Consider the following 21,751-nt stretch of genomic DNA (forward strand, 5'->3'; position numbering starts at 1 on the left):
GCTGGTCAGCCGCTCGTGATCTGCACCGATCTCTCCACGTCATGCCCGGCCTTGAGCCGGGCATCCACGTCTTGTCACAGGCGAAGGCGTGGATGGCCGGGTCAAGCCCGGCCATGACGGATGATAGTGCGTCGTCTGGACGGAGCTACTTGCAGCCGAAACTCCCCGCCTGTGTCACTGCTCCACCATTCCACACTGTCCGCAACGGATAGACGCAAGCCGGATAGCTTAACTTGCTGTCGCGCGACGTCAGTGCGATCTCGCCCGGCGGGATTCCCTTCTCGACCCAGTCCGTCAGCGCGGTGAAGAACTGATCCTGCTCGCGCGTCGGCGTCTGGTTGGCATTCCCCGGCAGTTTCGGCAGCGGCACGGAATCGTTCTGTCCGCTGACCGTATAGGCCCGGCCTTGCGAGCTGTGGGCCGAGCCGGGCAGCAGATACATCCGCATGAACTTCTGCACCTCCGCGTGGCCGCCCATCTGTGCGGCGACGCGCTCGTGATAGTTGACGTTGCCCGCTGGAGGGATCGCGTCGTCGACAAGGCCGCTATAGACGATGATCTTGCGGCCGAGATCGCGCAACTTGCCGAGATCCGCTTTGTCGGTGCCGAGATTGCTGAACAAAGTGGGCTGCAAGGCAAGGTTCTTGTTCACTGTATCGGCCAGACCGGCATAGCTGAGCTCCTGCCACTTGTTGCGTTCGGTGGTCGAGCCGTTGTTGAACGGAATGTCCGACGGGTTGGTGGCGCTGGCATCGGCGGCGTAGCGGACGTCCTGCAGGGCCAAAGCCACGCTGCCGGCGGCTGTACCGGTGATCTGGCTGCCGATCGCCGTGGTCCTGGTGAAGGCCCACCACACCTGTTTCGTGCCGAGCACCTTGCCACTGCGGCTGTCGGAGCTTTGCGCGGCGTCATAGCTGCCATCGGGCGTTGCGCCGAACCAGATCCTGTCGAGTGCCATCGCTTCCTTGATGCTCATGCAGGTTGCCGCATTGGCATTACTGCCGGTAACGCCCTCGCCAGCCTCGCCGTTGCAGAGAGCTGCGGCATCGCGTGCGGGATCGTAATCGCAGGCGAACGGATCGAGCAGGAAACCGATCCCGGCTTTGTCGCAGGCGGCGAGGGCGCGCTTGTTCGCTGCCTCGATCTTGGCGGCGAAGGCGGTGGCTTTCGGCTTGTCGAGTGCGGTGAAGCCGAGCTCGGTCTTCATCACGATCTGCGGATACAGCGCAGCCGTGCCGAATTGCGGGATGTTCAGCGCCGGCTGTGCGATCATGTAGCCGTCATAGAGCTCGGGATAGTCCTGGGCGATCTTCATGCCCTGCCGGCCACCCTGCGAGTGGCCATCGTAGTAAGTGTAAGCCGGCGCCTTGCCGTAATACAGCGTGGCGAGCGCCCTGGTCTTGACGGCCTGCTCCACCATGGCGCGGACCGAGAAGTCGCGAAATCCTTCGGCATTGACCTTGCCGTCGGAGAGAAAGGTGAAGGAGCCGTCCTGATACCAGGGTTGTCCTGCATCGGTGGTGCCCGAGGCATAACCCATATTGGCGTTGACGAGGGCGGGCACCTTGCTGCCGATCTTGTCGGCGATGCGATGGCCACCGCCGACCCAGCCGCCGCCGCCGTAGTTCCGGATGCGGGTATTCCAGTTCGCCGGTGTCGGCAGCCAGACCTCGATGCCGATGCCCTCGGACCAGGAGCGCGCAGTCTTGTCCTTTTCCGCCGTGAAGCCTGGCCCCACCAGAAGCTTCACAAGGCACATGTCCGCCGCCATGGTGATCGGGCGGGGCGAATCCTGTGCGACCAGGTCCTCGCCCTTTTTGATCGCCCGCACAGCCACCACGGTGGTGGCCTCATCGGGATGAAATGCAGTCTTGATACCGTCGTCGCAGGCGAGCTGCTGTGCGGAAGCGGGCGCGGTGCCGCCGCATAGCGCAGCAAACAAGGCCATCGCCGTCACGATGGCACGCGTGCGGCTGTCATCATGGATGATGTGGGGGGCTGTCGACATGGCGTTTCCCGTCTGTTTATTTTTGAGTTGGGGTGAGTTCTCCTCACTTCGCCTCTGCGATCAACTACCAAAACGATGTCGGAACGTAACATTATGTTAAAAAGGCCCCGTGGATTGGGCCTACAGCGATGTGATTTGACCCCGTGCGGTCGCCTGCTATCCACAATGATCCGCTCTTGAACCCCTTCTGCCGCCATGGACCCCCGCATGACCACGCGCCGACAGGTGATGAAGCTCGCCGCCTTTGCTGCCAGCCAGACCGCGCTGATGGGCGCGGTGCGTGCCGAGGGTGGAGTCGATCTCGGCGCGGCCGCATCGTCACAGCTCCCCTTCGCGCAGCAGACGCCGATGCGTATCGGCGCCGCGGCGCTGCGCGTCCGCGATCTCGGCAAGATGCGGACCTATTACACAGACCTGCTGAAGTTCGACACCATCAGCGCGGACAAGACCGAGGTCGTGCTCGGCGTCAATGGCGTGGCGCTGTTGCATCTGATCCATCGGCCCGATGCGCCGCTGGAAGCGCAGACCACCGCCGGGCTGTTTCACACCGCGTTCCTGATGCCGAGCCGTGCCGACTTCGCGCGTTGGCTGGTCCATGCCGCGCTGGCGCGCACACCGTTCGATGGCTTTGCCGATCATCACGTCAGCGAAGCCTCCTATCTCACCGATCCCGAGGGCAACGGCATCGAGGTCTATTCGGACCGGCCGCCGTCGGCGTGGAAATGGACCGGCGACATGGTCACCATGGGGACCGACCAGCTCGATATCGACAATATCGTGGCGCAGACGGACACGACCCGCGATCAGTATCACACCGCGCCGAAGGCGCTGCGCATCGGTCACATGCATCTGCGCGTCGGCGATGTCGCGCGCGGCCGCAATTTTTATGAGGGGCTGATCGGGATGGAGCCGACGCGGCTTGGTCGGCCGGGTGTCGCATTCCTGTCGTCAGGCCGCTATCACCATCACATCGGCATCAACACCTGGCAGAGCGCCGGCAGCGGTCCGCGCAATGCGCAGGAGACCGGGCTGGCCTGGTTTTCGCTCCGTATTGCCGATGATGCTGTCATAACTGACCGCAAGCGCCGTCTTGCGGCGGCGGGCCTGTCAGGCGAGTCGATCGCAGATGGCATTGCGATCGCCGATCCCTGGGGCACCCAGGTGCGGCTCGTGAAAGCGTAAGGTCGAGAAAGATTTCGGCCGGTCTGCTGTCGCGCGCGACAGGGCTACGCCTCAGCCAATTCGAAATACCGCGGGGCGTCGCGCCAGCCATGGGCTGCGGCATGGAGCGCCTTGGCGCGATAATCCAGTTCGAGATCGCAGAGCATGCCGCGCATTTCTAGATCGCTCTCCTCGCGGGCGAGGCGGTTGCAATCGTCCGCGCGGTCTCTGAAATAATTTTCTGACATAATCATCGGTATCGTTTTCCATCGGCTTCGATGGAACTTCGCTGTGCGGTTTGGCGAAGACGTGGCGGCATGCCATCAAATACATGGCAGTTCCCGCTTTTCGCGTTGCGAAAGATTGCGCAGCAATGTTACGGCGCGCCGTTGGCGCCTGCGGTCACGGCATGCGACACGAGCGCATGGGCATCGGTGATGCCGCCGGCCGCATGGCGCACGATGGTCTCCGCCATCATCGCCTTCGTCGCCGGTGTACGATGCTGCACGGCGATCTGCTGCACAGCGATATCCAGCACCTGGCGCAGCGTGGCCACATAGTTTGCGTCGAACTTCGGTGTCGGGTCGGTTGTCATGCTACACTCCGTCGTCTCGAGCTGCGCGGACCATGCTGGCGCATTGGGGCGTATCTTGGCCCGTGCGATGAAACGTGGATGACGGCTGGTGACATTGTTTTGAAGTGCGGGCGTGAACCTTCACGCGGTGTTGCGCGACATAGCGGCGCGCGCATTGCGCTGCACACCATTGCGCAAAAAAGAGATCGGTAAAATCTTTAGCGAGTGTGAAGCCGCGATGACATCGCGTGCACATTCGCGCGATCGATGACGCTGCGGCTTTCTGAATGTGGTGTTTAACTAACGCTCAGTCATTCTTGCGCAGGCTTGCGGCGTGGCACTCGCGCCTAGCGTTCCTGCATGACGCTGAGCGGAATGTTGACCTCGCAACTGAGGCCATCGGGATCGAAGCGCAGGCGTGCTTCGCCCTGCAGTTGCCCGGGCAGCGCCTGTTCGATCAGACGGCTCCCGAAACTCTTCCGTGACGGTTCGATCACCGGCGGTCCGCCGCTTTCGATCCAGCGCAGGATGAAGCGCTTCGGCGTATCCTGCGTCGTTGACCACGAGATCGTGACGCGGCCGGCCGGCGTGGACAGCGCGCCGTATTTGGTGGCATTGGTGCAGAGCTCGTGGATCACCATTGACAGCGACATGGCAGGCCCGGACGAGATGGCGAGGGTGTCGCCGGTGATCGTGAACTGATCGAGGCTCTTGGATTGGAATGCGCGCACCGCGCTCTCGATCAGCGAACGGCAGCTCGCACCGGTCCAGGTCTCGCGGATCAGCAGATCCTGCGCCACCGCCAGCGCCTGCAGGCGATCGCCGATGGTCTTGGCAGCTTCTTCGAGGCTGCCGGCTGTGCGCAGGCTCTGCGATGTAATGGCCGACACGATGGCGAGCGTATTTTTGACGCGGTGATGCAGTTCCCCGATCACCACTTCCTGCAGCTTCGCCGCGATGGCGAGCGCCTGCGCATCGACGCCAGCCTTCGCGAGCAGTTCCTTGAGATAGTCAGGCTCGTTCTCGATCGAGCGCGGCAAAGGAATGGTCATTCCCCGTAGTAACAGGTTGGCGGAGCGCCGTATATTGCGAAGGTATCGCCAGCTGACCTGCCCATGTGCGTTCGGAACGGGCCACAGGCGACCGGGCTGATTACGGACTGGCGGACGGTCGCCCGCTGATCGGGCTTCCGCCGCGAGATATCCACCATCGAATCAAGCATCCGCGTTGCGCGGCAGTTGCCGTCGGCGCGCAGCCAGCGCACGCGGTCGCCGGCCACGGTCCGGTATCCCGCAAAAGAACGGCCCGCCATGTTTGAAACGCGCCGTAGCGCTCCGCTTATGGGCTCGCCGCTTACCTCAGCGAGATGGCGAGGCCCGAGAGATCGGCATTAACCATCAATCCGGTCTGGCGGCCGCTGAGTTCCAGCAGCGCGCCTTTCTCGTTGGTGAGCACGATGGCGCTGACGCCGCGGCCGACGGCAGCACCCGCGCCGCCTGCGCCATAGACGCCGGCCACATCGCCCGGGCTGTTGATGCGGCTGACGCGGCCGGACAGATAGGTCTGCGACGCGCCGAAGACGAGGCCCGCGCTCAAGCCGCCGATCGAGAGCGGATAGGTCCGCCCGCGAAAGGTCAGCGTGCCCGAACCGCCCGACGCGCCGATGAACCAGCCGCCCTTCAGCACATTGATGCGGATCGTGCCGCTATCGGCGAAAGCCGCGGAGGACAGGCTTGCGCCGATCAAGGCGAGGGCGGCGACGAGGGTAGTGCGGAAAAGCGAGCGCGACATGGGGGTGTCCTCCGAGGAATGATTCGTTGGCGCAAGGCGAGGCCGGCACAATCCAGCAAAACGGTTGCGGGGTCCATGGGCTCGCGAGCGGCGCGGGAGCCGCAATTGACAAATGCAGGCCCCACAAAACACACTCGGCCATGGCCAGGACCGTCCTCTTCCTCTGCACCGGCAACTACTATCGCAGCCGCTATGCGGAAGAACTCTTCAATCACCTGGCGCGCCGTGCGGGTCTGGACTGGGAGGCGACGTCTCACGCCCTGGCCATCGAGCGGGGCAAGGACAATGTCGGCCCGATGGCGCGGCAGACCATCGCCGCGCTGACCGTCGATGGCATCTCGCCCCTTGGCGCGTCGCGGATGCCGGCGGTCTGTACGCATGATGCGCTTGCAGCGTCCGATATGATCGTGGCCGTGAAGGAGGCCGAGCACCGCACGTTGCTGGTGACGCGCTTTCCGGGCTGGGAAGATCGCGTGACCTATTGGCACGTGCATGACATCGACGTGGCGCCTCCCGACGTCGCGCTGACTGAGTTGAAAGCGCATGTCGCGCGTCTGGTGCGTAAGCTGGCTGAACCTCCCCATACGAGCCTGATCGCTCCCGCCATGTGGCAATTCGTCGAGCGCCATGTGGGGCACGTCGGCTATAAAGGCGGCGTCAAGTCCGAAGGACTTGCGTGGGATCCGCCGGTCATCGATTGCTCCGGCTGGGCTGCGCTGCTGCTGTCCAGTGCGATGCAGGCGATGAATGATGCATCCAGAAGCGGCGTCTTCAGCGCCGGTGAGATTGCCGGGATTTCGACCTGGTCCGATCGCATGATCGAGGTCATCGAGGCCCGCACCGGGTTTATTCTCGAAGGCGATCGGATCGATCTCGACAGCCTGCCGCGCTTTGCAACGATCGGCTTGCGACAGGGGGGTGGAGCATGGGCCGCGAACCATCCGCGTCCACGCGGGATCACCCATGTCGTTCAGATCGTGCGCCGCCCCCATGACGATGCGCCGTTCGTGACGGAGTCGCAGGGGTGGGCAACGCCCTCTGGTCTCCGATTGCTGCCGCTGGCGGATTGGCTTGAGATCAGCCGAGCGTGGCTCAAATCTGGCGAAGCGTGGGCGGTCGATCCGTTTGCGCCGTGCGTGCATCGCGCGGGCGTGGCGTAAGGCCAATGCCGCGAACCGCGAAGACCGCATCAATTGATGCTGTGAAAGAACCACTTCACCAGCAACACGCCGCTGCCGATCGCCACAACCACGATCCCGTAGCCGGTCAGGACGTCGGCCGGCGTGCCGCCAAATGGCCATACCGCGGCAATGGCGATGCCGACGGTGAGTGTCAGCACGGCGTAGAACGGGCCGCCACGCTCCTCCGGCTTCGATGCCAGCGCCTGCGTGATGAATTCCAGAAGGGGACTCGGCTCGGACATCGACATGGCTCCTCGTCCAATATGTCGGCGCGCGCGAAGATCGGGTTCAGGCGTGCTGCTGCCGTCTGGTGCCCTCTGTCTGAGTGAACCTGGTGCGCAGTTATCCCGACTTATCGCCACCGCCCGACGGCCGCATTGGCCAATCACGAGGCCGCTGCCTTGACACCCCTTGAACAAGTCGATCACCGCATGCGCGTGCTTGCCGCACGCATCCATGCGCCCGAGGAGCTGCTGCCGGGGTATCGGCATGTCGATTCCGGCCGTGCGCTGATCGAGCATGACGGGCACTTCCACTACAGTTCGTCGAACGCGGCGAGCGATACGACATGCGGACCACCGACGATCTAGATGAGCTGATGTACTGGACTTTCGAGACCATCACCTCGGCGATGGCCGGAACCTATGAACTCATGCACCGCAATTCCAACGCCTGCGATATCAGGCGCCTGCGTTTTGCGCATCAGCTCGCATTGCTGGGCCGGCTTGATCCTGCATGGGCGGATCGCTGCCGCGCCGGACTCGATGATATCCTCTCGCGTCATCCTTATGTCGACGGGCGTTGATCGGCATGCATCGCTGCGGAAGCAGGCGTGATGTGAGCAATGGGCGGCGCGACAGGCTTCGCTATGTCGGTTGATCCCAAAACAGGCCTATTGTTCTCATTGGCGGTGTCGCGACGGTCACCGGATGTGACGCTCCGCCAGCCACCAGTAAGCGAGCGCGGCAACGCTTCCGCCGCACGCCGCTGCGCCGATCAGCCCCCATTCGGTCGGCAGTGAGGAGCCAACGGAGGCGCTGATGCCGAAGAAGCCGCCACCGGTGATGGCGCCGCCGATCATGCACATCGCGGGCGACATGATCCCGCCCCATCGCGCAAAGAGGATTCCGGGCAGGGCGATGAAAACGGTGGCCTTGAATGAACCCGCCACGCCGAAAACGAGAGTCAGCAGAGCCGTCGGGACGACCGCGCCGAGATGCGCGGCGAGTCCGCCGGTGGGCCGAAGGCTGAGCTGCAGCAGAATTCCCATGGCCAAAGGCGCGATGATAATCGCCGCGATCAGGCCGACGATCATGCGCCCGATGTCGATCAGGCATCGCGAGACGCGGGACATCGGTGGTGCGGGAATGGGAGACGTTGGAGGCATGACGCTTGGAATGTGCCGCTTCCAGACATCAAGCCATGTCAGCGCCGCCCCGTCATATTGCGCTCAATTCTTTCGATACGCGCTTCAACGCCTTCAGGCCTTCTGGATCGGACGGAGCCAGTCGCGCGTGCATCCTGAAGTCAGCCAATGCCTCTTTCAGACTGCGTTTCTTCTCCCACGCCATGCCGCGGTTGTAATAGGCTTTGGTATCTTTCGGATCGAGCCGGATCGCCTGGTTGAAGTCCGCGATGGCCCGGTCGAAATTGCCTTTGGTGCCCCAGGCGTTGCCGCGGTTGACGTAGGCAGCCCCATGTTTCGGATCGAGCTGGATCGCCTGATCGTAGTCCGCGATGGCCCGATCGAGGTCACCCCTGCCCCTCCAGGCGCTGCCGCGGTTGTAGTAGGCGTCAGCATCTTTCGGATCGAGCTGGATCGCCCGGTCGAAGTCCTCGATGGCCCGGTTGAAGTCGCCCTTGGCGCCCCAGGCGCTGCCACGGTTGGCGTAGGCGAGCCCTGATTTCGGATCGAGCTGGATCGCCTGGTTATAGTCCGCGATGGCCCGATCGAATTTTCCGCTGTGGTACCAAGCGTTGCCGCGATTGTTGTAGGCAGACGGATAGGTCGGATCGATCCGCATCGACTCGTTGTAATCCGCCATGGCGTGGGTGAGGTCGCCCTGTGCCCGGTACGCCCCGCCGCGACGCGCATAGACCCGCGCGAGGCTTCGACCCGTGTATTGGTGCGAGTCGATGGTGCGCGTGCACCCCGCGACCGCGAGGTCATCCGACAGCTTTATGCAGGAATCCGACTCGTCTGCGGCGGCCACTCCCGGCAACCCGGCGAGAAGCACCACGCCCATGCATGCGAACAACCGGTATGTTGAGAAGCGCATCTGCATCGCATGTGGTCTCCGCACGTTGTCCGGAGCAGCCGGGATACCCGACCGCCATTCCCCGGACGCTCATTTGTCCCTTGGTCGGGGTCGCAGATCAAATAGTTCATCAGCGATGATTGGATCCTCGGTTTCCGCTTCGGGTCATTGTTCGGGACCGGAAAGAGCAGCAGATCGAACGGCTTCGGTCCAGCAGCGACGAGTTCGGGCGCCTCGCTTGAGCTCGCGCTGATCGGCGTCCAGGCAATCATTTTTGAATGAAAACTGCACGTCCGCGCGTCGATTGCACAAGAAGCCAAGGAAAACTCAACGGCAATTCAAGGTGCCTACAAGGCTTTCCGGCCCGTCCGCGCGCATTCTGGCAGTGCTTTCAGGAGCAAGGCCACGGATGGCCCGAACAATCGGAGGAAAGTCATGAGGATTATCGTCATGGGCGGTACGGGTCTCATCGGACACACACGAACCCTTGCTGCGGGTGCACGTCCATGACCAAGCGTCACGATCGTCCGAATGACCCGGCAGCCGCATCAGAGGCGTCCCAGGAAACTCCGTCCCATGCCGAGCGGCGTTCTGCCGGTGCGGAGATGTCCCGCGTGCTCGGGACCACACCATTTCATATGGCTTTGGATTCCTCCGGTGCCGGAATCACCCACTGGAAACATGAGCCATTGCACGACGTCGTCGAGCCCATGACCCATCACGTCATCATGGCTTACAACGGTTCGATGCAGCGCATGGAGCGGCGGTCGGGAAGATCGGTTGCGATTGGAACGTTTCGCCCCGGTGTTGTGATCATCATTCCAGAAGGATCAAGCTCCCGATGGGATATTCCGAAACCTGTTGATGTCGTTCAGCTCTATCTTCCGCACAGAATACTCGAGCGCGTTGCCCACGAAGCCGACATCGCCGCTCCTGGCGACCTTCTGGAGCGAACGGCGCATCCCGATCCCATCACATCGCGGTTGCTCATAAGTGCGGCGGACGTTCTGGAGGGCAATGCGGCCCTGGATGCCCTGTTCAGGCAGCAAGTGACGGATCTACTGGCCACGCGCCTGCTGGCTGCGCATACCGGCGCGCCAACCACGTTCCAGCAGACCATGGGCGGGCTGGCGCCGAAGACACTGCTACGTGCCATCGAACGTTTGCGCTCGGACAGCGATACGGACGTCTCTCTTTCCGCCCTGGCCTCGGATGCCGGCCTGTCGCGCTTTCACTTCTGCCGCGCTTTCAAGGAAAGCACCGGGCTTTCGCCACATGCCTGGTTGCGCCAACACCGGCTCGAACAGGCCATGAACATGCTGCGCGACACCGACGCATCGGTCGTGTCGGTGGCAGCGGCGCTTGGCTATGCCTCGCAGACAGCCTTCGCAGCGGCGTTCAGGAAGCTGACCGGCGAAAGTCCAAGCGATTGGCGCCGACGGACGCGTTAGCCGCAATCTCTCGACAGGTACGTCAATCGCTCTGGGGCAGTTGCAGATCCGATCAGCTAGATCATCACCGTGCCCACGCCGATAACGGACGGAGACAGACAATGGCCTGGAAGACCTTCGTCGACCCACTTGCAATGATACCGCGACGGAGAGTCGTCACGAGCTCTCTAATATATGGACTTTCACTGACCATTCGACTGACGACATCGACGGGCGAAGAGGCCGAGAAGCCAGCGCAGCCCGCCCAAGACAGCACCCCTTCGTTGTCCATCATCGTGAGCGATGACATCCAGGCTTTGAACGACCGGCCGCTGACGTTCGCTCAGCCGATCATCTTTCACCGTGACCGGCCGCCGGTTCCGCGAATCTGCCGCGCCGAATGTGAGCGTCCCATGCAACTGGCGTCGATGCTGGACTGCTCCCCTCCATAGGGGCTCACCTCGTCGTTTCCCGTCTTCGCGTCATCGTTGATCGCAACAAATTTGCCGCAGGTGAGAAGCGGCGGCGGTGACGCGCGTACTGCCGAGCAACTTAAACCCAAGGAGAAAATCACATGCGAATAGTCATCATAGGCGCCGGCTTCGCCGGCATGTACGCCGCACTTTCCGCAGCACGCCTGCGCGACATCAAGGGCGTTTCGCCCGAAGAGCTCGAGATCGCGCTGGTCGCACCCGAGCCGACTCTGGTCATTCGCCCGCGGCTCTATGAGCCGAAGCCCGAAACCTTGACGGCGCCTTTGCTGGATGTCCTCAAGGCCGTCGACGTCGTCTATATCAAAGGCAGCGCCGAGACGATCGACACCGCATCCCGCACGGTGCAGGTCGCGACCGCCAACAATAAGCGACAGTCGCTCTCCTACGATCGGCTGGTCGTCGCGACCGGAAGCCGGTTGTTCCGTCCGAATATTCCCGGTCTTGCCGAGCATGGCTTCAGCGTCGACAATCTCGACGATGCGATCGCGCTCGACAAGCATCTGCACGGCCTGGCTAACCGGCCGGCGTCGAGCGGACGCGACACCATCGTTGTAGCCGGCGGCGGCTTCACGGGAATTGAAGCAGCGACCGAAATCCCGGCGCGGCTTCGCAGGATCCTCGGCAAGGATGCCAAGCCGCGCGTCATTATTGTCGAACGAAACAGTGCGATCGCCCCCGACATGGGCGAGGGTCCGCGTCCCATCATCGAGGAGGCGCTGCGCAAGCTCGGTGTGGAGACCCGGCTCGGTGCCGGCGTTGCCTCGCTGGATGCATCCGGGATCACACTGTCCGACGGCGAACGTATCGAAACCGAGACCGTGATCTGGGCGGCAGGCATTCGCGCCGCTCCGCTGACCACGCAGATCCCCGCCGAGCGCGACAATTTCGGCCGGCTGCTGGTCGACCGCGATTTGCGCGTACCCTCGGTGCCTGGCGTCTTTGCCACCGGTGACGCGGCCAGAGCGGCCAGCGACGATGTCGGTAACTACGCGCTGATGTCGTGCCAGCATGCGACGCGGATGGGCGCCTTTGCCGGCAACAATGCCGCCGCCGAATTATTGCGCATGGCGACCAGGCCATATCACCAGAAGGCCTACGTCACCTGTCTCGACCTCGGCGAAGCCGGCGCACTGTTCACGCGCGGCTGGGATCGCAAGGTCGAGATGGTTGGCGACGTCGCCAAGAAAACCAAGAAGGAAATCAACACCGTCTGGATTTATCCGCCGAAGCCCGAGCGTGCTGCCGCTCTCGCCTCGGCCGATCCGGAGCATGTGACCGAAGTCTAGCCCCTCACACAAGAAAGGACCGTGCTCCATGCAGGAGCGCGGCCAGCTCTCGCAACCGATCAACCAGGAGGACCCACAGATGACACAGACGATTCAAGCCACTCGGAAAGACACTCAGCAAAATACCCAGCAAAATACTCAGAAGGAGAAACACATGAACCTTGATACGACATCAGCCCCCGTCAAGTCGGGGCGTAACGAACTGGTCCCCTCGCGCTATGCAGTGAAGATCGGCGACATCGACGTGCTGGTGGTTAGCGATGGCGTGCTGCCACTCCCAACCTCCATGTTGGGACATAACGCAGACCCCGCCGTCCGGGCCGCCTGGATGCGCGACATGTTCCTGCCGCCGGACGCTTTCGACTGGCCGTTGAACGTGGTCGTCGTGCAGAGCGGCGAGCAGACCATTCTTGTCGACGCGGGGCTGGGATTGGACCCGGACCTGCATTTGCCGCGGGCCGGACAACTGATCCAGCGATTGGCCGCTGCCGAGATCGATCTTGCATGCGTCACCGATATCGTGCTGACGCACTTGCATATGGACCATATCGGCGGACTTCTCGTTGAAGGGGTGAAGGATCAGTTGCGTTCGGATCTGCGAATCCACGTGGCTGCCGCCGAGGTCGAATTCTGGAAAGCGCCCGATTTCTCTCACACCCAAATGCCGCCGGGATTCCCGGACGCGCTGCGGGCGACCGCCAAGCGGTTCATGGCCGAATATGGAAAGCATTTTCGGACATTCGCGGACGAGCACGAACTGGCGCCGGGAGTCATCGTGCGTCGGACCGGCGGCCACACGCCCGGACACAGTGTCGTCCGCCTGGCATCCGGCGGTGACGCGCTGACCTTCGCCGGCGACGCCGTGTTCACGGTCGGGTTTGACCAACCCGATTGGCACAACGGTTTCGAGCACGACCCCGAAGAAGCCGCGCGCGTGCGGACCCGCCTGTTGCGAGAGCTGGCGGCAACAGGCGAATTGTTGGTCGCGACCCATCTGCCATTCCCGTCCGCCGGTCACGTGGCGATCGATGGCGACGCGTTTCGCTGGGTTCCGATCTCCTGGGACTACTGATCGTTTGCCGGGTTAGGACCGGGGCGCGTTCTCTTCGCTTGTGAGTGCGCGCCCTGGTTTTAGCAGCGTCGATTCAGAAGGACTGCAGAGTCGTGGAGCCAAGCCGCGTCATCTTGGCAAGAAGGAGATTGAAAATGCAGAGTGAAAAGGTCGTGATTGTAACGGGCGGCAGCTCCGGCATAGGGAAGGCGGCGGCGCTGCGCTTCGCAAGGGAAGGCAACAAGGTGTTCGTGACCGGCCGCCGTCCCGGCCCTATCGAAGAAACGATTGCCGAGCAAACGAACATAGCCGGCATGGTGGCGGATGCGGCCTCCGCCGAAGATGCCAAGCGCACAATCGCCAGGACGGTCGATCTTTGGGGCAGGGTTGATGCCCTGGTCAACAACGCGGGCGCAGGTGCCATCCTTCCGCTGGCAGACGCGACAGCCGATCGGATCAGGGACATTTTCTCCGTCAATGTGCTCGGCCCAAGTCTCCTCGCCTCTGCTGCTCTTCCTCACCTCAGGGCAACACGGGGCACGATCGTGAATGTCTCGAGCACTTTCGGTCACAAGCCGGTGGCTGGACTGTCTCATTACGCCGCCAGCAAGGCGGCCTTGGAGCAGTTGACCCGCTGCTGGGCGCTGGAGCTTGCACCACTCGGCATACGCGTGAACGCCGTGGCGGCAGGACCTACGGAATCGGGCGCGCTGACGGGCATGATGGGGCTCTCCCTGGAACAGGCTGCGGCAATCAAGGAACAGGAGCGTGCGCGCATACCGCTCGGGCGGCGCGGCGTTCCTGACGATCTGGCGGAATGGATCGTGAGGCTTTCGAGTCCCGCTTCGGAATGGATGACGGGCCAGGTTGTTGCTGTTGATGGCGGCCTGGGACTGGCTTAGTTGCTGTTGACGTTGCGGGTAAAGGTGAGCCAGTCGCAAAGCACGACGCTGCTAGCTAGTGTTTTCGAATCATGCATCGATCAGAAAAAAGGCGGTCCGCAATTGGGCAGACCGCCTCCTTTATTCAGGGCTTGAACGTGAAATCCGGTCCGAGCGCCACGTCAGCCGGAATGGGTGGCAGATCGGCGAATAGTTCGGGATGCTTCTTCATGACGTTCAGCATGGGCTTGGCGTCGATGTTTTTATTGACATCGAATGTCGCCTTCAGAACGCCCAGCCGCTGAAGCCGGTCCTGCGCGCTCCAGAGTGCCTTGTAGCTATTTGCCGAAAGCCGTCGGTCAAGTTGCTGGACATTGAATTCCATAGCGGCTTCGGCGATCTCCGGCTTCAGGCCGGGAATCCAGCGGGTGCCGATCTGCGCGGCGGCCTTGGGATTTTTGCGCATCCACTGGTCGGCCTGTGAGGTCGCGGCCAGGAATTTCTCCGTCGATTCCGAATTTTTCTCGACCCAGGACCGAAGCGAGACGACATAGCCGAGATAGGCGATGACATCGCCGCCGCGGATCACTTCGAAGGCACCGGGGACGTCCTTCTGCGCGATGATCGGCCACGGATCCCAGCCGGAAAACGCATCGATGCCCTTGGCGAGCAGCGCGACCGTCATATCCGGCGGCGGCGTATTGACCAGCTGGACGTCGTCGGGCTTAAGGCCGGCCTTCTCCAGCAGCGCCAGGATATAGAGATGGTTGATGGTGCCGAAGGAGGTCGCAATCTTCTTGCCCTTGAGGCTCTTGAGGTCACCCTTGACGATGCCAGATCCCTCACGGGCGATGATCGCCATGGTCGCATCCGAGCCCGACTTGGTGGCGCTGCCGCTGTAATTGCCGAGCGCCACGAGATCCATGCCGCGCAGCACGGCGCCGATCATCGGAACGCCGACCTGCAGGATCTCGGTCTCGCCAGCCTGCAGCGCATTCAGCGCATCAACGCCGGTCGCGTAGGGGCGCGCAATGGTGACATCGAGACCCTGCTTCTCGAAGTAACCGCGCTCCAGCGCCACCGGGATCGCCAGCATGTCGATGGCGCTGACCATGCCGACATTCAGTTTCGTCAATGTCTGCGATTGTGCGGGCACGCATGCCAGCATCACGGCAGTTAAAGCCCATAATATGCGTTTCAAAATCAGTCCTCCTCCTTGATTGGCCCCACGCTCGTGACCCAGTAAGGCCGGGCAACCGCGTTGAGGTCCGTTCGTTTCACACCCCTTAGTCCGATGGAATGATCGTCGGCTCCGGCGATCCGCCCATACTTCTGAAACGCCAGAACGTGAAAACGCTCCGGCGTAAACGGCATATCGATCTGGATATTGACCTTGTCGGACGCGCCGGCGAGCTCTTTGGAGATCTTCCCTGGCGCCTCGATGCTCAGCCAGCCCTGAAACGCGGCCCACACGGCAATGACGGCGAGCACCACACGCCCGCGCGTCGAACGAATGACATCTCGCGCGATACTCATGCGGCCCGCACCATTTGCAGCACCTGCGCCGATAGACGCTTGAACGTCTCATCTTCGATCAGTTGATCCCAGACGCGCGGACGCGGAAGATCGACCTTGATCTGATCGAGCACGCGGCCCTTGGACAACACGACGACGCGGTTTGCAAGAAACACGGCTTCGGCAACATCGTGTGTAATGAAGATGACGGTCGGCTTGCGCTCCTGCCAGATCCGCGTCAGCTCCTCCTGCAGTGTCATGCGGGTCTGCGCATCGACGCTGGCGAACGGCTCGTCCATCAGCAGCACGGCCGGATTGTTGGCCAATGCGCGAACGACGCCGACGCGCTGCTGCATGCCGCCGGACAGTTCGTTCGGGTAGCGATCCGCGGCATGCGAGAGGCCGGCGAGCGCGAGATATTCCCGCGCAGTACGGTCGCGCTCGTCCTTTGGCACGCCCCGCATCTTCGGGCCGAAGCCGACATTCTCCAGCACCGTCTTCCACGGGAAGAGGGCGAACGACTGGAAAACCACGCCGCGATCCGGACCCGGTCCCCTGACGAGATTGCCGTCAATCAGGATTTCACCGCCCGTATAGGGGATGAAGCCCGCGATCATGTTCAGGATCGTTGTTTTGCCGCAGCCGGAGGGACCAACGACGGAGACGAATTCACCCTGCTCGACATCAAGCGAGACATCCTGAACGGCGGTGACCTGCGATCCCGCATAGGGATCGAAATAGGTCTTGCGAAGATTTTTGAGCGACAGTGTTTTCATGACGTAACCAATCCCCACCGCTGGCCCGTTGCGCGCTCGATTGGCGCAAGGATCCAGGCATCGACGATGTACCAAAGAGTGCCGAGAACGATCATGCCGAGCAGGATCTCGACCGTTGAGCCGGCACGACGTGCATCGAACATCATGAATCCGATGCCGCTGGTGCCGACGATGATCTCCACCGCGATCAGCGCGCGCCAGCCATAGCCGAGGCCGTTGCGCAGGCCGGTAATGATATTCGGCAAGGCACCGGGCAGCGTGACTTCCCACAGCACCCGCATCGGCGACGCGCCGAGGCTCTGCGCCGCACGGGCAAGATCGCGATGTACCGACTGCACGCCGAGCACGGTGCTCAGCACGATCGGGAACAGCACGGTGTAAACGATGACAAAGGTCATGGTGGTGAGGCCGAAGCCGAACCAGATCAGCAGGATCGGCAGCCACGCAATATCGCCGATGGCTTGAAAGAACAGCAGCACCGGCCAGCAGATGCGATGTGCGAGGCGGCTGGAGCCGATCAGGATGCCGAGCGGGATACCCAGCGCGACGCCGATGGATGCACCGAACAGCAGCCGGATCAGACTATCCTGCAGATAGTCCGGCAGAATTCCCTTGTAGGCGAGGGAGATGAACGACCGCATCACATCCACCGGCGCCGGGAAGAAGGCGCGCGGAAACATGCCTGAATTGGCGACGATGCTCCAGATCGCCACCACGGGAATAAACGGCACGATGGTCGCGATAATTGGCCACCGATGCGTCGCGCGCACGTAACCGCTCCAGAATTTCAGTGCAATGTTCATGTGCGCCTCACCAGTCCCCATCGCTCGATCGTCGCGCGTTCCAGCGGAACGAGCAGCAACCGGTCGATGAATAGCCACAGCACGCCAATGACGATCATGCCGAGCACGATCACTTCGGTGCGATAGAAGTCACGGGCGACGAACAGCATGTAGCCAAGCCCAACATTGGTCGCGATCATCTCCGCCGCGATCAGGCCGCGCCACGCGAAGCCGAGCCCGGTGCGCACGCCTGTCACGATATTGGGGAGCGCACCCGGGAGCAGTACTTCGGTGAGCAAGGCCCATCGTCCGGCACCGAGCGAGGCGGCCGCATTGCGGATCGTCATCGGAATGGTGGAGACACCGAGCAGCGTGTTGTAGGCGACGACAAAGAAGACGGCGTTGAAGATCACGAAGATGATGGCGCCGAAGCCGTAGCCGAACCACAACGTCGCGATGGGTATCCAGGCGATGCCGGCAAGCACCGAGAAGAAGCGAAACAGCGGCGTCAGAAATGCTGAGACCGCAGGGCTCACGCCCATGGCGATGCCAAGCGGAACGGCGACGAGCACGCCGAGAAACGTGCCCAGTCCGACACGCAGCATGCTCGCGCCGATATGGCGGATGAGTGTGCCATCGCCGATCGCCGCAACCGCTGCTTCGGCCACCGAGCCGACCGACGGAAAAATCCGCGGATTGACGTTGAACAGCGGGACCACGATCGCCCAGATGGCGACGAGCACGAGCAAGGGCGCCACGAACAAGGCCGCGCCCACCAGCGAGTTCATGCCGCGCCAGGCGACGCGGGACCGCACTTTTTGACCGGGCGCAACGAGCACGCGACCTCCCTTTGACCAGCGTTCTGGCCGCTTTATTTTTATCTGCGAGGCTCTCGGCTACGCAGTTTAGTACTCAAATCTCGTCTGCGAACGGCGGCACTTCGCCGCCGCCTGATCACGTCACGGCATATCCGCCGTCGATGACGAGGATCGTCCCCGTCACAAAAGAAGCCGTCGGCGAGCACAGATAGAGCACGCCGCCCAGAAGGTCCGACGGCTTGCCCCAACGGCCCAACGGCGTGCGCTCCAGAATGACCTGGCTACGTTCCGGGCTGGCCTGCAGATCGGTCGTCAACGGCGTGGCGATCCAGCCCGGCGCGATCGCGTTGACGCGAATGCCGTCATTCGCATAGGCGATCGCCAGCGATTTCGTCAGTTGTGCAATACCGCCTTTGCTGGCGGCATAACCGGGAACGAGACCGCCGCCGAAGAACGACAGCATGGATGCCAGATTGACGATCGCACCTTTGGAGCGTGCCAGCAGTGGCCGCGCGGCGGCGCACATCCGCATGGTGCCGTTGAGATTGATATCGACCACCGACTGGAAGACCGCGGGGTCGAGCTCTTCGCCGCGACGGATGACGCCGGCGCAATTGACGATCACATCGAGTTCGCCGAGCGAGCCGACAAGGGACTTGATCGCGCAGTCGTCGCGGACGTCGAGCTGATGGGCCTGAGCCTCGCGCAGCACCGAATCCGAACGCGCCCGCTCGATCTCCGCAGCATTCACGCCGGTCGCGATGACCTCCGCGCCGGCCTCAACGAAGCCGCGCGCGAGGCCCGCGCCGATCCCTGACGTTCCGCCCGTCACCAGCACGCGCTTTCCCGCGTACCAGATCGACGCCCATGCGGCCGACGGCATCTCCTCGATCATGTTGGCACCGTCTGCCATCAGCGCACGAACTGGTCGACGTAGTCACGGCCAAGGCCGACGGACTCGTAGTGGGCGCGGCACATATCGATCTTGGTGAAGACGTCCTCATAGCCGACGTGCTTGTTGTTCTCATCGAGATACAGCATCGATCCCTGGATGTTGAAGAAGGTGATCATCTCGGAAACGTCCTCTGGGACGACCAGCGTGTGGATCTCACCCGGAGGCTCGAACACGTAGGAGCCCTCCGTCGCCACCCACTGGTGTTCACGGTAGAACCATTTGCCGCGCAACACGAAGCCATGCACCGGATTGGGATGCAGATGCCGCGATAATACGCCGGCGCGTCGCACGCGCAGCAGATTGCACCACTGCCCCTGTCGTGTGTTCAGCATCAGCGGACGAAACCAGACATCCGGCGCCTGCGGCACCCAGACGCGCTCGTCCTCGGGAATAGCGACGATGGCGATTTCCGGCGATGCAAGAACGTGCGTCGATCCGATCATGTCACGATACATGGGGCTTCCTCTTTCTTTTTTTCGTCGCCGCGGTTGAGACCGGCGTTATGCCTTCAGGCGTCGCAGTCGCGCGACGCTTCGAGAGCTTGAATTGCGTGTAGCCGAGCACCTGTTCCATGGCGGTCTTGGCCTTCTTTGCATCGCCCGCGGAAATCGCGCGCGCGGCGGCCGCGTGGTTTGGCAGATTGTCTTCGAACCAGCCGGGGCTGCCGACCGCGACAAGAAACACCGCGCTCAGAATGGTATCGATGGCGCCGCGAAAACCCTGCAACACGGGGTTATGTGTCGCATCGAGAATGGCGAGGTGGAATGCCTTGTCCGCCTTGATGGCGCTTTCCTGATCGTGCGAGGTTTCCATGCCGACCAGTGCGGCCTCGATGCGCAATCTGTCCTGCTTGGTGCTCCGCGTTGCGGCGAGGGCGGCTGCCGCCGGCTCGATGATCAGGCGTACTTCCTGAATCGCCATCAGAAGATCGCGGTCCGGTTCGCCGCCGCCGACCAGCCATCCCAGCACATCGCGATCGAGCAGGCTCCAGTCGCGGCGCGGCAAGACGTGCGTACCGTAACGCGGACGCACGCTGACCATTCCTTTCGCGGCGAGGGTTTTGATCGCTTCCCGGATGACGCCGCGCCCGACACCGAAGCGCGCCTCCAGTTCCGGCTCCGGGGGGAGGGTTGCGCCAATCGGGATAATATCCTGCGCAATTTCGCAGCCGAGCGTGGTCAAGACCGAGTTGATACGGCCTGGCTTGCTTCCCCGCTCCAGCGATTTCGTAGGACTTCGTGCCACGAGTGTTCTTCCCCGCTTGTTTCCTCAGTGGCCTATCTCACGTTTTCAGAGCGAATGCAATCATCCGATGTTTAACATCGGATGATTGATTTGCGGCGCACAATGCTTTGTCCGATCGCAATTCGAGTTTGAAATTCGTGGCAAAGCGGTGGCGATAGATGGCCGGCCCATGCCAGCGCGCGGCCGGTTGTTTTTTCCGGGAACGAGATTGGCTGTTCCACCGTTTTCAGAGACACCGGGCCGGTTCTGTTCCAGCAGTACCGGTTCTCCTTGGCTCGGGTAAATCAGGAGAGAGCAAATGATGTCCGAAACTCAAGTCCACACCATCGCCCGGCAGATGCTTGATCGGCACGGCGCCGTGGCGATTGCTCATGCCGCTCAGAATGCACTGACATGCGAGCAAAAAGGTCAGCTGGAAGAAGCCAACGAGTGGCGCCACGTGAAGGATGCCATGAAAATCATGCAAGGCCCGCATCAGAGCTGAGGTTAGTACCGTCCGTACTGTCGTGGCGGCAATGGCGCCTTGATGTCCTCCCTCCGATGTCACGAAGACTTGGAACTGATTTGAACTAGATCAGACAATCGATGCTTGATGAATTGTCCAGCTGACCTGAGCGCCAACCTTGCGTCTGTAAGACCGCCATTCCACAGAGGCCATGCATGGATCATGTCGGGCCATACCTCCAACGTCGTCGCGACGTCGGCTATCGCGGCAGCCTCCGCGAAACGCGTCGAGTCTGCGAGCAAAGTTTCGGCTGACCCGACCTGAATGAGTGTTGGTGGAAATCCGATGAGGTTCGAGAATAGCGGAGACAGAAACGGGCTCCTGCGGTCGAGCGATGCCGGAGCAAAGGCGTCAGCCAGTTCCTCGAGGTAGCCACGGTGGATGATCGGATCGATCTGATCCTTGCTTTGTAGCGTCGTCCCGGAAATTGAAAGATCGGTCCAGGGCGAAATAAGCCAAGCGCATGCCGGCAACGCTTCATTGGCTCCGCGCAAGGCGTTGATGAGGGTAATTGTGAGATTGCCGCCAGCGCTGTCACCGGCAACTACGATATTGCTGGCGTCTATGCCCTGCTGGCGCAGATATCGCCAAGCGCTCATCGCGTCGTCGTGAGCGGCAGGAAACGGGTTTTCCGGCGCGAGCCGATAGTCAATCGCCAGGGTGCTTATGCCAGCAGCCCGCCCTGCCTCTGTCACGAGGCGTCGATGACTGAGGATTGATCCCGAACAAAAACCGCCGCCATGAAAATACAGAAGCACGCGCGTCGTATCTGCCCCCGGTGAGAAGGACCATTCCCCCGCGACATTGCCGCAATCGACAGTCCGCAACTCGACATCGTCGGCCACCGGCCAGATCGACCCGACTTCATCAAGTCGCTGCCGGCGCTGATCCCACCCGACCGGGCGGGGCTTCGACAATAATACTGCGCGAATATTCGCAATCCCACCTTCGGCCAAGGATAATTTCCCCCGAAAATTCGTGAAAATTGAGCGGCAATTTCAAAACTCGCAGAAGCAAGTCTAGAGGGAACGCGGGTATTG

Annotated in this window: 27 protein-coding genes; 10 read left to right on the forward strand and 17 right to left on the reverse strand. The window is 62.1% G+C overall.

Features of this window, described 5'->3' with window-relative positions:
• Positions 1-145: 145 nt before the first annotated feature.
• Positions 146-2,008 carry a tannase/feruloyl esterase family alpha/beta hydrolase gene (locus AB8B20_RS27240; protein ID WP_439073946.1) on the reverse strand — a complete coding sequence of 621 codons (1,863 nt, stop codon included), beginning with the start codon at positions 2,006-2,008 and terminating at the stop codon, positions 146-148.
• Positions 2,009-2,215: 207 nt separating this feature from the next.
• Here AB8B20_RS27240 and AB8B20_RS27245 point away from each other — a divergent pair, with 207 nt between their 5' ends.
• Positions 2,216-3,190, forward strand: a complete 975-nt coding sequence (locus tag AB8B20_RS27245) for a VOC family protein (protein WP_439073945.1) — start codon at positions 2,216-2,218, stop codon at positions 3,188-3,190.
• Between the two features lie 44 nt (positions 3,191-3,234).
• Here the strand turns inward: AB8B20_RS27245 and AB8B20_RS27250 are convergent, their stop codons facing one another.
• From AB8B20_RS27250 to AB8B20_RS27265, 4 genes are all read right to left on the reverse strand, one after another.
• Entirely contained in the window at positions 3,235-3,423 is a 189-nt protein-coding gene (locus AB8B20_RS27250) for a hypothetical protein (RefSeq protein ID WP_068731284.1), read from the reverse strand.
• A 122-nt stretch (positions 3,424-3,545) separates the two neighbouring features.
• On the reverse strand, positions 3,546-3,764 hold the full coding sequence (locus AB8B20_RS27255) for a hypothetical protein (protein ID WP_068731389.1): 219 nt from the start codon (positions 3,762-3,764) through the stop codon (positions 3,546-3,548).
• 326 nt (positions 3,765-4,090) lie between these two features.
• Positions 4,091-4,795, reverse strand: a complete 705-nt coding sequence (locus tag AB8B20_RS27260; RefSeq protein ID WP_093759269.1) for a sensor histidine kinase — start codon at positions 4,793-4,795, stop codon at positions 4,091-4,093.
• Positions 4,796-5,096: 301 nt separating this feature from the next.
• Positions 5,097-5,534, reverse strand: a complete 438-nt coding sequence (locus AB8B20_RS27265; protein ID WP_068731288.1) for a hypothetical protein — start codon at positions 5,532-5,534, stop codon at positions 5,097-5,099.
• A 26-nt stretch (positions 5,535-5,560) separates the two neighbouring features.
• Here AB8B20_RS27265 and AB8B20_RS27270 point away from each other — a divergent pair, with 26 nt between their 5' ends.
• Positions 5,561-6,694 carry an arsenate reductase/protein-tyrosine-phosphatase family protein gene (locus tag AB8B20_RS27270; RefSeq protein ID WP_439073944.1) on the forward strand — a complete coding sequence of 378 codons (1,134 nt, stop codon included), beginning with the start codon at positions 5,561-5,563 and terminating at the stop codon, positions 6,692-6,694.
• 29 nt (positions 6,695-6,723) lie between these two features.
• Here the strand turns inward: AB8B20_RS27270 and AB8B20_RS27275 are convergent, their stop codons facing one another.
• Complete coding sequence (locus AB8B20_RS27275; protein WP_439073943.1) at positions 6,724-6,957, reverse strand: hypothetical protein; 234 nt, start codon at positions 6,955-6,957, stop codon at positions 6,724-6,726.
• A 159-nt stretch (positions 6,958-7,116) separates the two neighbouring features.
• Between AB8B20_RS27275 and AB8B20_RS27280 the strand changes: the two genes are divergently transcribed.
• Both AB8B20_RS27280 and AB8B20_RS27285 read left to right on the forward strand, forming a co-directional pair.
• Positions 7,117-7,305 carry a hypothetical protein gene (locus AB8B20_RS27280; RefSeq protein ID WP_439073942.1) on the forward strand — a complete coding sequence of 63 codons (189 nt, stop codon included), beginning with the start codon at positions 7,117-7,119 and terminating at the stop codon, positions 7,303-7,305.
• The gene (locus AB8B20_RS27285; protein WP_439073941.1) at positions 7,284-7,520 is read left to right on the forward strand and encodes an Imm63 family immunity protein; all 237 of its coding nucleotides are present in this window, start codon (positions 7,284-7,286) and stop codon (positions 7,518-7,520) included. Before AB8B20_RS27280 ends, AB8B20_RS27285 begins: the two co-directional genes overlap by 22 nt.
• Positions 7,521-7,637: 117 nt before the next feature.
• Here AB8B20_RS27285 and AB8B20_RS27290 read toward each other — a convergent pair whose 3' ends face one another.
• Together AB8B20_RS27290 and AB8B20_RS27295 are read right to left on the reverse strand one after the other, a co-directional pair.
• Positions 7,638-8,030 (reverse strand): hypothetical protein, encoded by a 393-nt coding sequence (locus AB8B20_RS27290; RefSeq protein ID WP_439090573.1) that lies wholly within the window; start codon positions 8,028-8,030, stop codon positions 7,638-7,640.
• Between the two features lie 124 nt (positions 8,031-8,154).
• Positions 8,155-9,000 carry a tetratricopeptide repeat protein gene (locus AB8B20_RS27295; RefSeq protein WP_439073939.1) on the reverse strand — a complete coding sequence of 282 codons (846 nt, stop codon included), beginning with the start codon at positions 8,998-9,000 and terminating at the stop codon, positions 8,155-8,157.
• Between the two features lie 479 nt (positions 9,001-9,479).
• Here AB8B20_RS27295 and AB8B20_RS27300 point away from each other — a divergent pair, with 479 nt between their 5' ends.
• From AB8B20_RS27300 to AB8B20_RS27320, 5 genes are all read left to right on the forward strand, one after another.
• On the forward strand, positions 9,480-10,424 hold the full coding sequence (locus AB8B20_RS27300; RefSeq protein WP_439074073.1) for a helix-turn-helix transcriptional regulator: 945 nt from the start codon (positions 9,480-9,482) through the stop codon (positions 10,422-10,424).
• Between the two features lie 101 nt (positions 10,425-10,525).
• Entirely contained in the window at positions 10,526-10,855 is a 330-nt protein-coding gene (locus AB8B20_RS27305) for a hypothetical protein (protein WP_439073938.1), read from the forward strand.
• Positions 10,856-10,977: 122 nt separating this feature from the next.
• Entirely contained in the window at positions 10,978-12,183 is a 1,206-nt protein-coding gene (locus AB8B20_RS27310) for an NAD(P)/FAD-dependent oxidoreductase (RefSeq protein WP_439073937.1), read from the forward strand.
• A 154-nt stretch (positions 12,184-12,337) separates the two neighbouring features.
• The gene (locus tag AB8B20_RS27315) at positions 12,338-13,255 is read left to right on the forward strand and encodes an MBL fold metallo-hydrolase (protein ID WP_439074072.1); all 918 of its coding nucleotides are present in this window, start codon (positions 12,338-12,340) and stop codon (positions 13,253-13,255) included.
• Positions 13,256-13,389: 134 nt separating this feature from the next.
• Positions 13,390-14,136, forward strand: coding sequence for an SDR family NAD(P)-dependent oxidoreductase (locus tag AB8B20_RS27320; RefSeq protein WP_439073936.1), 747 nt, complete (start codon positions 13,390-13,392; stop codon positions 14,134-14,136).
• Positions 14,137-14,260: 124 nt separating this feature from the next.
• On the opposite strand, the gene AB8B20_RS27325 is transcribed toward AB8B20_RS27320, so the two are convergent.
• From AB8B20_RS27325 to AB8B20_RS27360, 8 genes are all read right to left on the reverse strand, one after another.
• Positions 14,261-15,316 (reverse strand): ABC transporter substrate-binding protein, encoded by a 1,056-nt coding sequence (locus tag AB8B20_RS27325; protein ID WP_439073935.1) that lies wholly within the window; start codon positions 15,314-15,316, stop codon positions 14,261-14,263.
• 2 nt (positions 15,317-15,318) lie between these two features.
• Positions 15,319-15,651 carry a hypothetical protein gene (locus AB8B20_RS27330; protein ID WP_092138836.1) on the reverse strand — a complete coding sequence of 111 codons (333 nt, stop codon included), beginning with the start codon at positions 15,649-15,651 and terminating at the stop codon, positions 15,319-15,321.
• Positions 15,648-16,406, reverse strand: a complete 759-nt coding sequence (locus AB8B20_RS27335; RefSeq protein ID WP_439073934.1) for an ABC transporter ATP-binding protein — start codon at positions 16,404-16,406, stop codon at positions 15,648-15,650. Before AB8B20_RS27335 ends, AB8B20_RS27330 begins: the two co-directional genes overlap by 4 nt.
• Positions 16,403-17,209: an ABC transporter permease gene (locus AB8B20_RS27340; RefSeq protein ID WP_439073933.1), complete on the reverse strand. Its 807-nt coding sequence runs from the start codon at positions 17,207-17,209 to the stop codon at positions 16,403-16,405. The genes AB8B20_RS27335 and AB8B20_RS27340 overlap by 4 nt, the downstream gene beginning before the upstream one ends.
• The gene (locus AB8B20_RS27345; RefSeq protein WP_439066158.1) at positions 17,206-18,027 is read right to left on the reverse strand and encodes an ABC transporter permease; all 822 of its coding nucleotides are present in this window, start codon (positions 18,025-18,027) and stop codon (positions 17,206-17,208) included. The genes AB8B20_RS27340 and AB8B20_RS27345 overlap by 4 nt, the downstream gene beginning before the upstream one ends.
• Positions 18,028-18,142: 115 nt before the next feature.
• The gene (locus AB8B20_RS27350; protein ID WP_439073932.1) at positions 18,143-18,919 is read right to left on the reverse strand and encodes an SDR family NAD(P)-dependent oxidoreductase; all 777 of its coding nucleotides are present in this window, start codon (positions 18,917-18,919) and stop codon (positions 18,143-18,145) included.
• Positions 18,919-19,416, reverse strand: coding sequence for a 2,4'-dihydroxyacetophenone dioxygenase family protein (locus AB8B20_RS27355; RefSeq protein WP_439073931.1), 498 nt, complete (start codon positions 19,414-19,416; stop codon positions 18,919-18,921). The genes AB8B20_RS27350 and AB8B20_RS27355 overlap by 1 nt, the downstream gene beginning before the upstream one ends.
• Positions 19,406-20,206, reverse strand: coding sequence for a FadR/GntR family transcriptional regulator (locus AB8B20_RS27360; RefSeq protein ID WP_439073930.1), 801 nt, complete (start codon positions 20,204-20,206; stop codon positions 19,406-19,408). The genes AB8B20_RS27355 and AB8B20_RS27360 overlap by 11 nt, the downstream gene beginning before the upstream one ends.
• 298 nt (positions 20,207-20,504) lie before the next feature.
• On the opposite strand from AB8B20_RS27360, the gene AB8B20_RS27365 reads away from it, so the two are divergent.
• Entirely contained in the window at positions 20,505-20,690 is a 186-nt protein-coding gene (locus AB8B20_RS27365) for a hypothetical protein (RefSeq protein WP_439073929.1), read from the forward strand.
• 59 nt (positions 20,691-20,749) lie between these two features.
• Here the strand turns inward: AB8B20_RS27365 and AB8B20_RS27370 are convergent, their stop codons facing one another.
• On the reverse strand, positions 20,750-21,667 hold the full coding sequence (locus AB8B20_RS27370) for an alpha/beta hydrolase (RefSeq protein WP_439073928.1): 918 nt from the start codon (positions 21,665-21,667) through the stop codon (positions 20,750-20,752).
• Positions 21,668-21,751 lie beyond the last annotated feature (84 nt).

The sequence above is a fragment of the Tardiphaga sp. 866_E4_N1_4 genome (assembly GCF_052076075.1).
In the GTDB taxonomy this organism is placed as follows: domain Bacteria; phylum Pseudomonadota; class Alphaproteobacteria; order Rhizobiales; family Xanthobacteraceae; genus Tardiphaga; species Tardiphaga robiniae.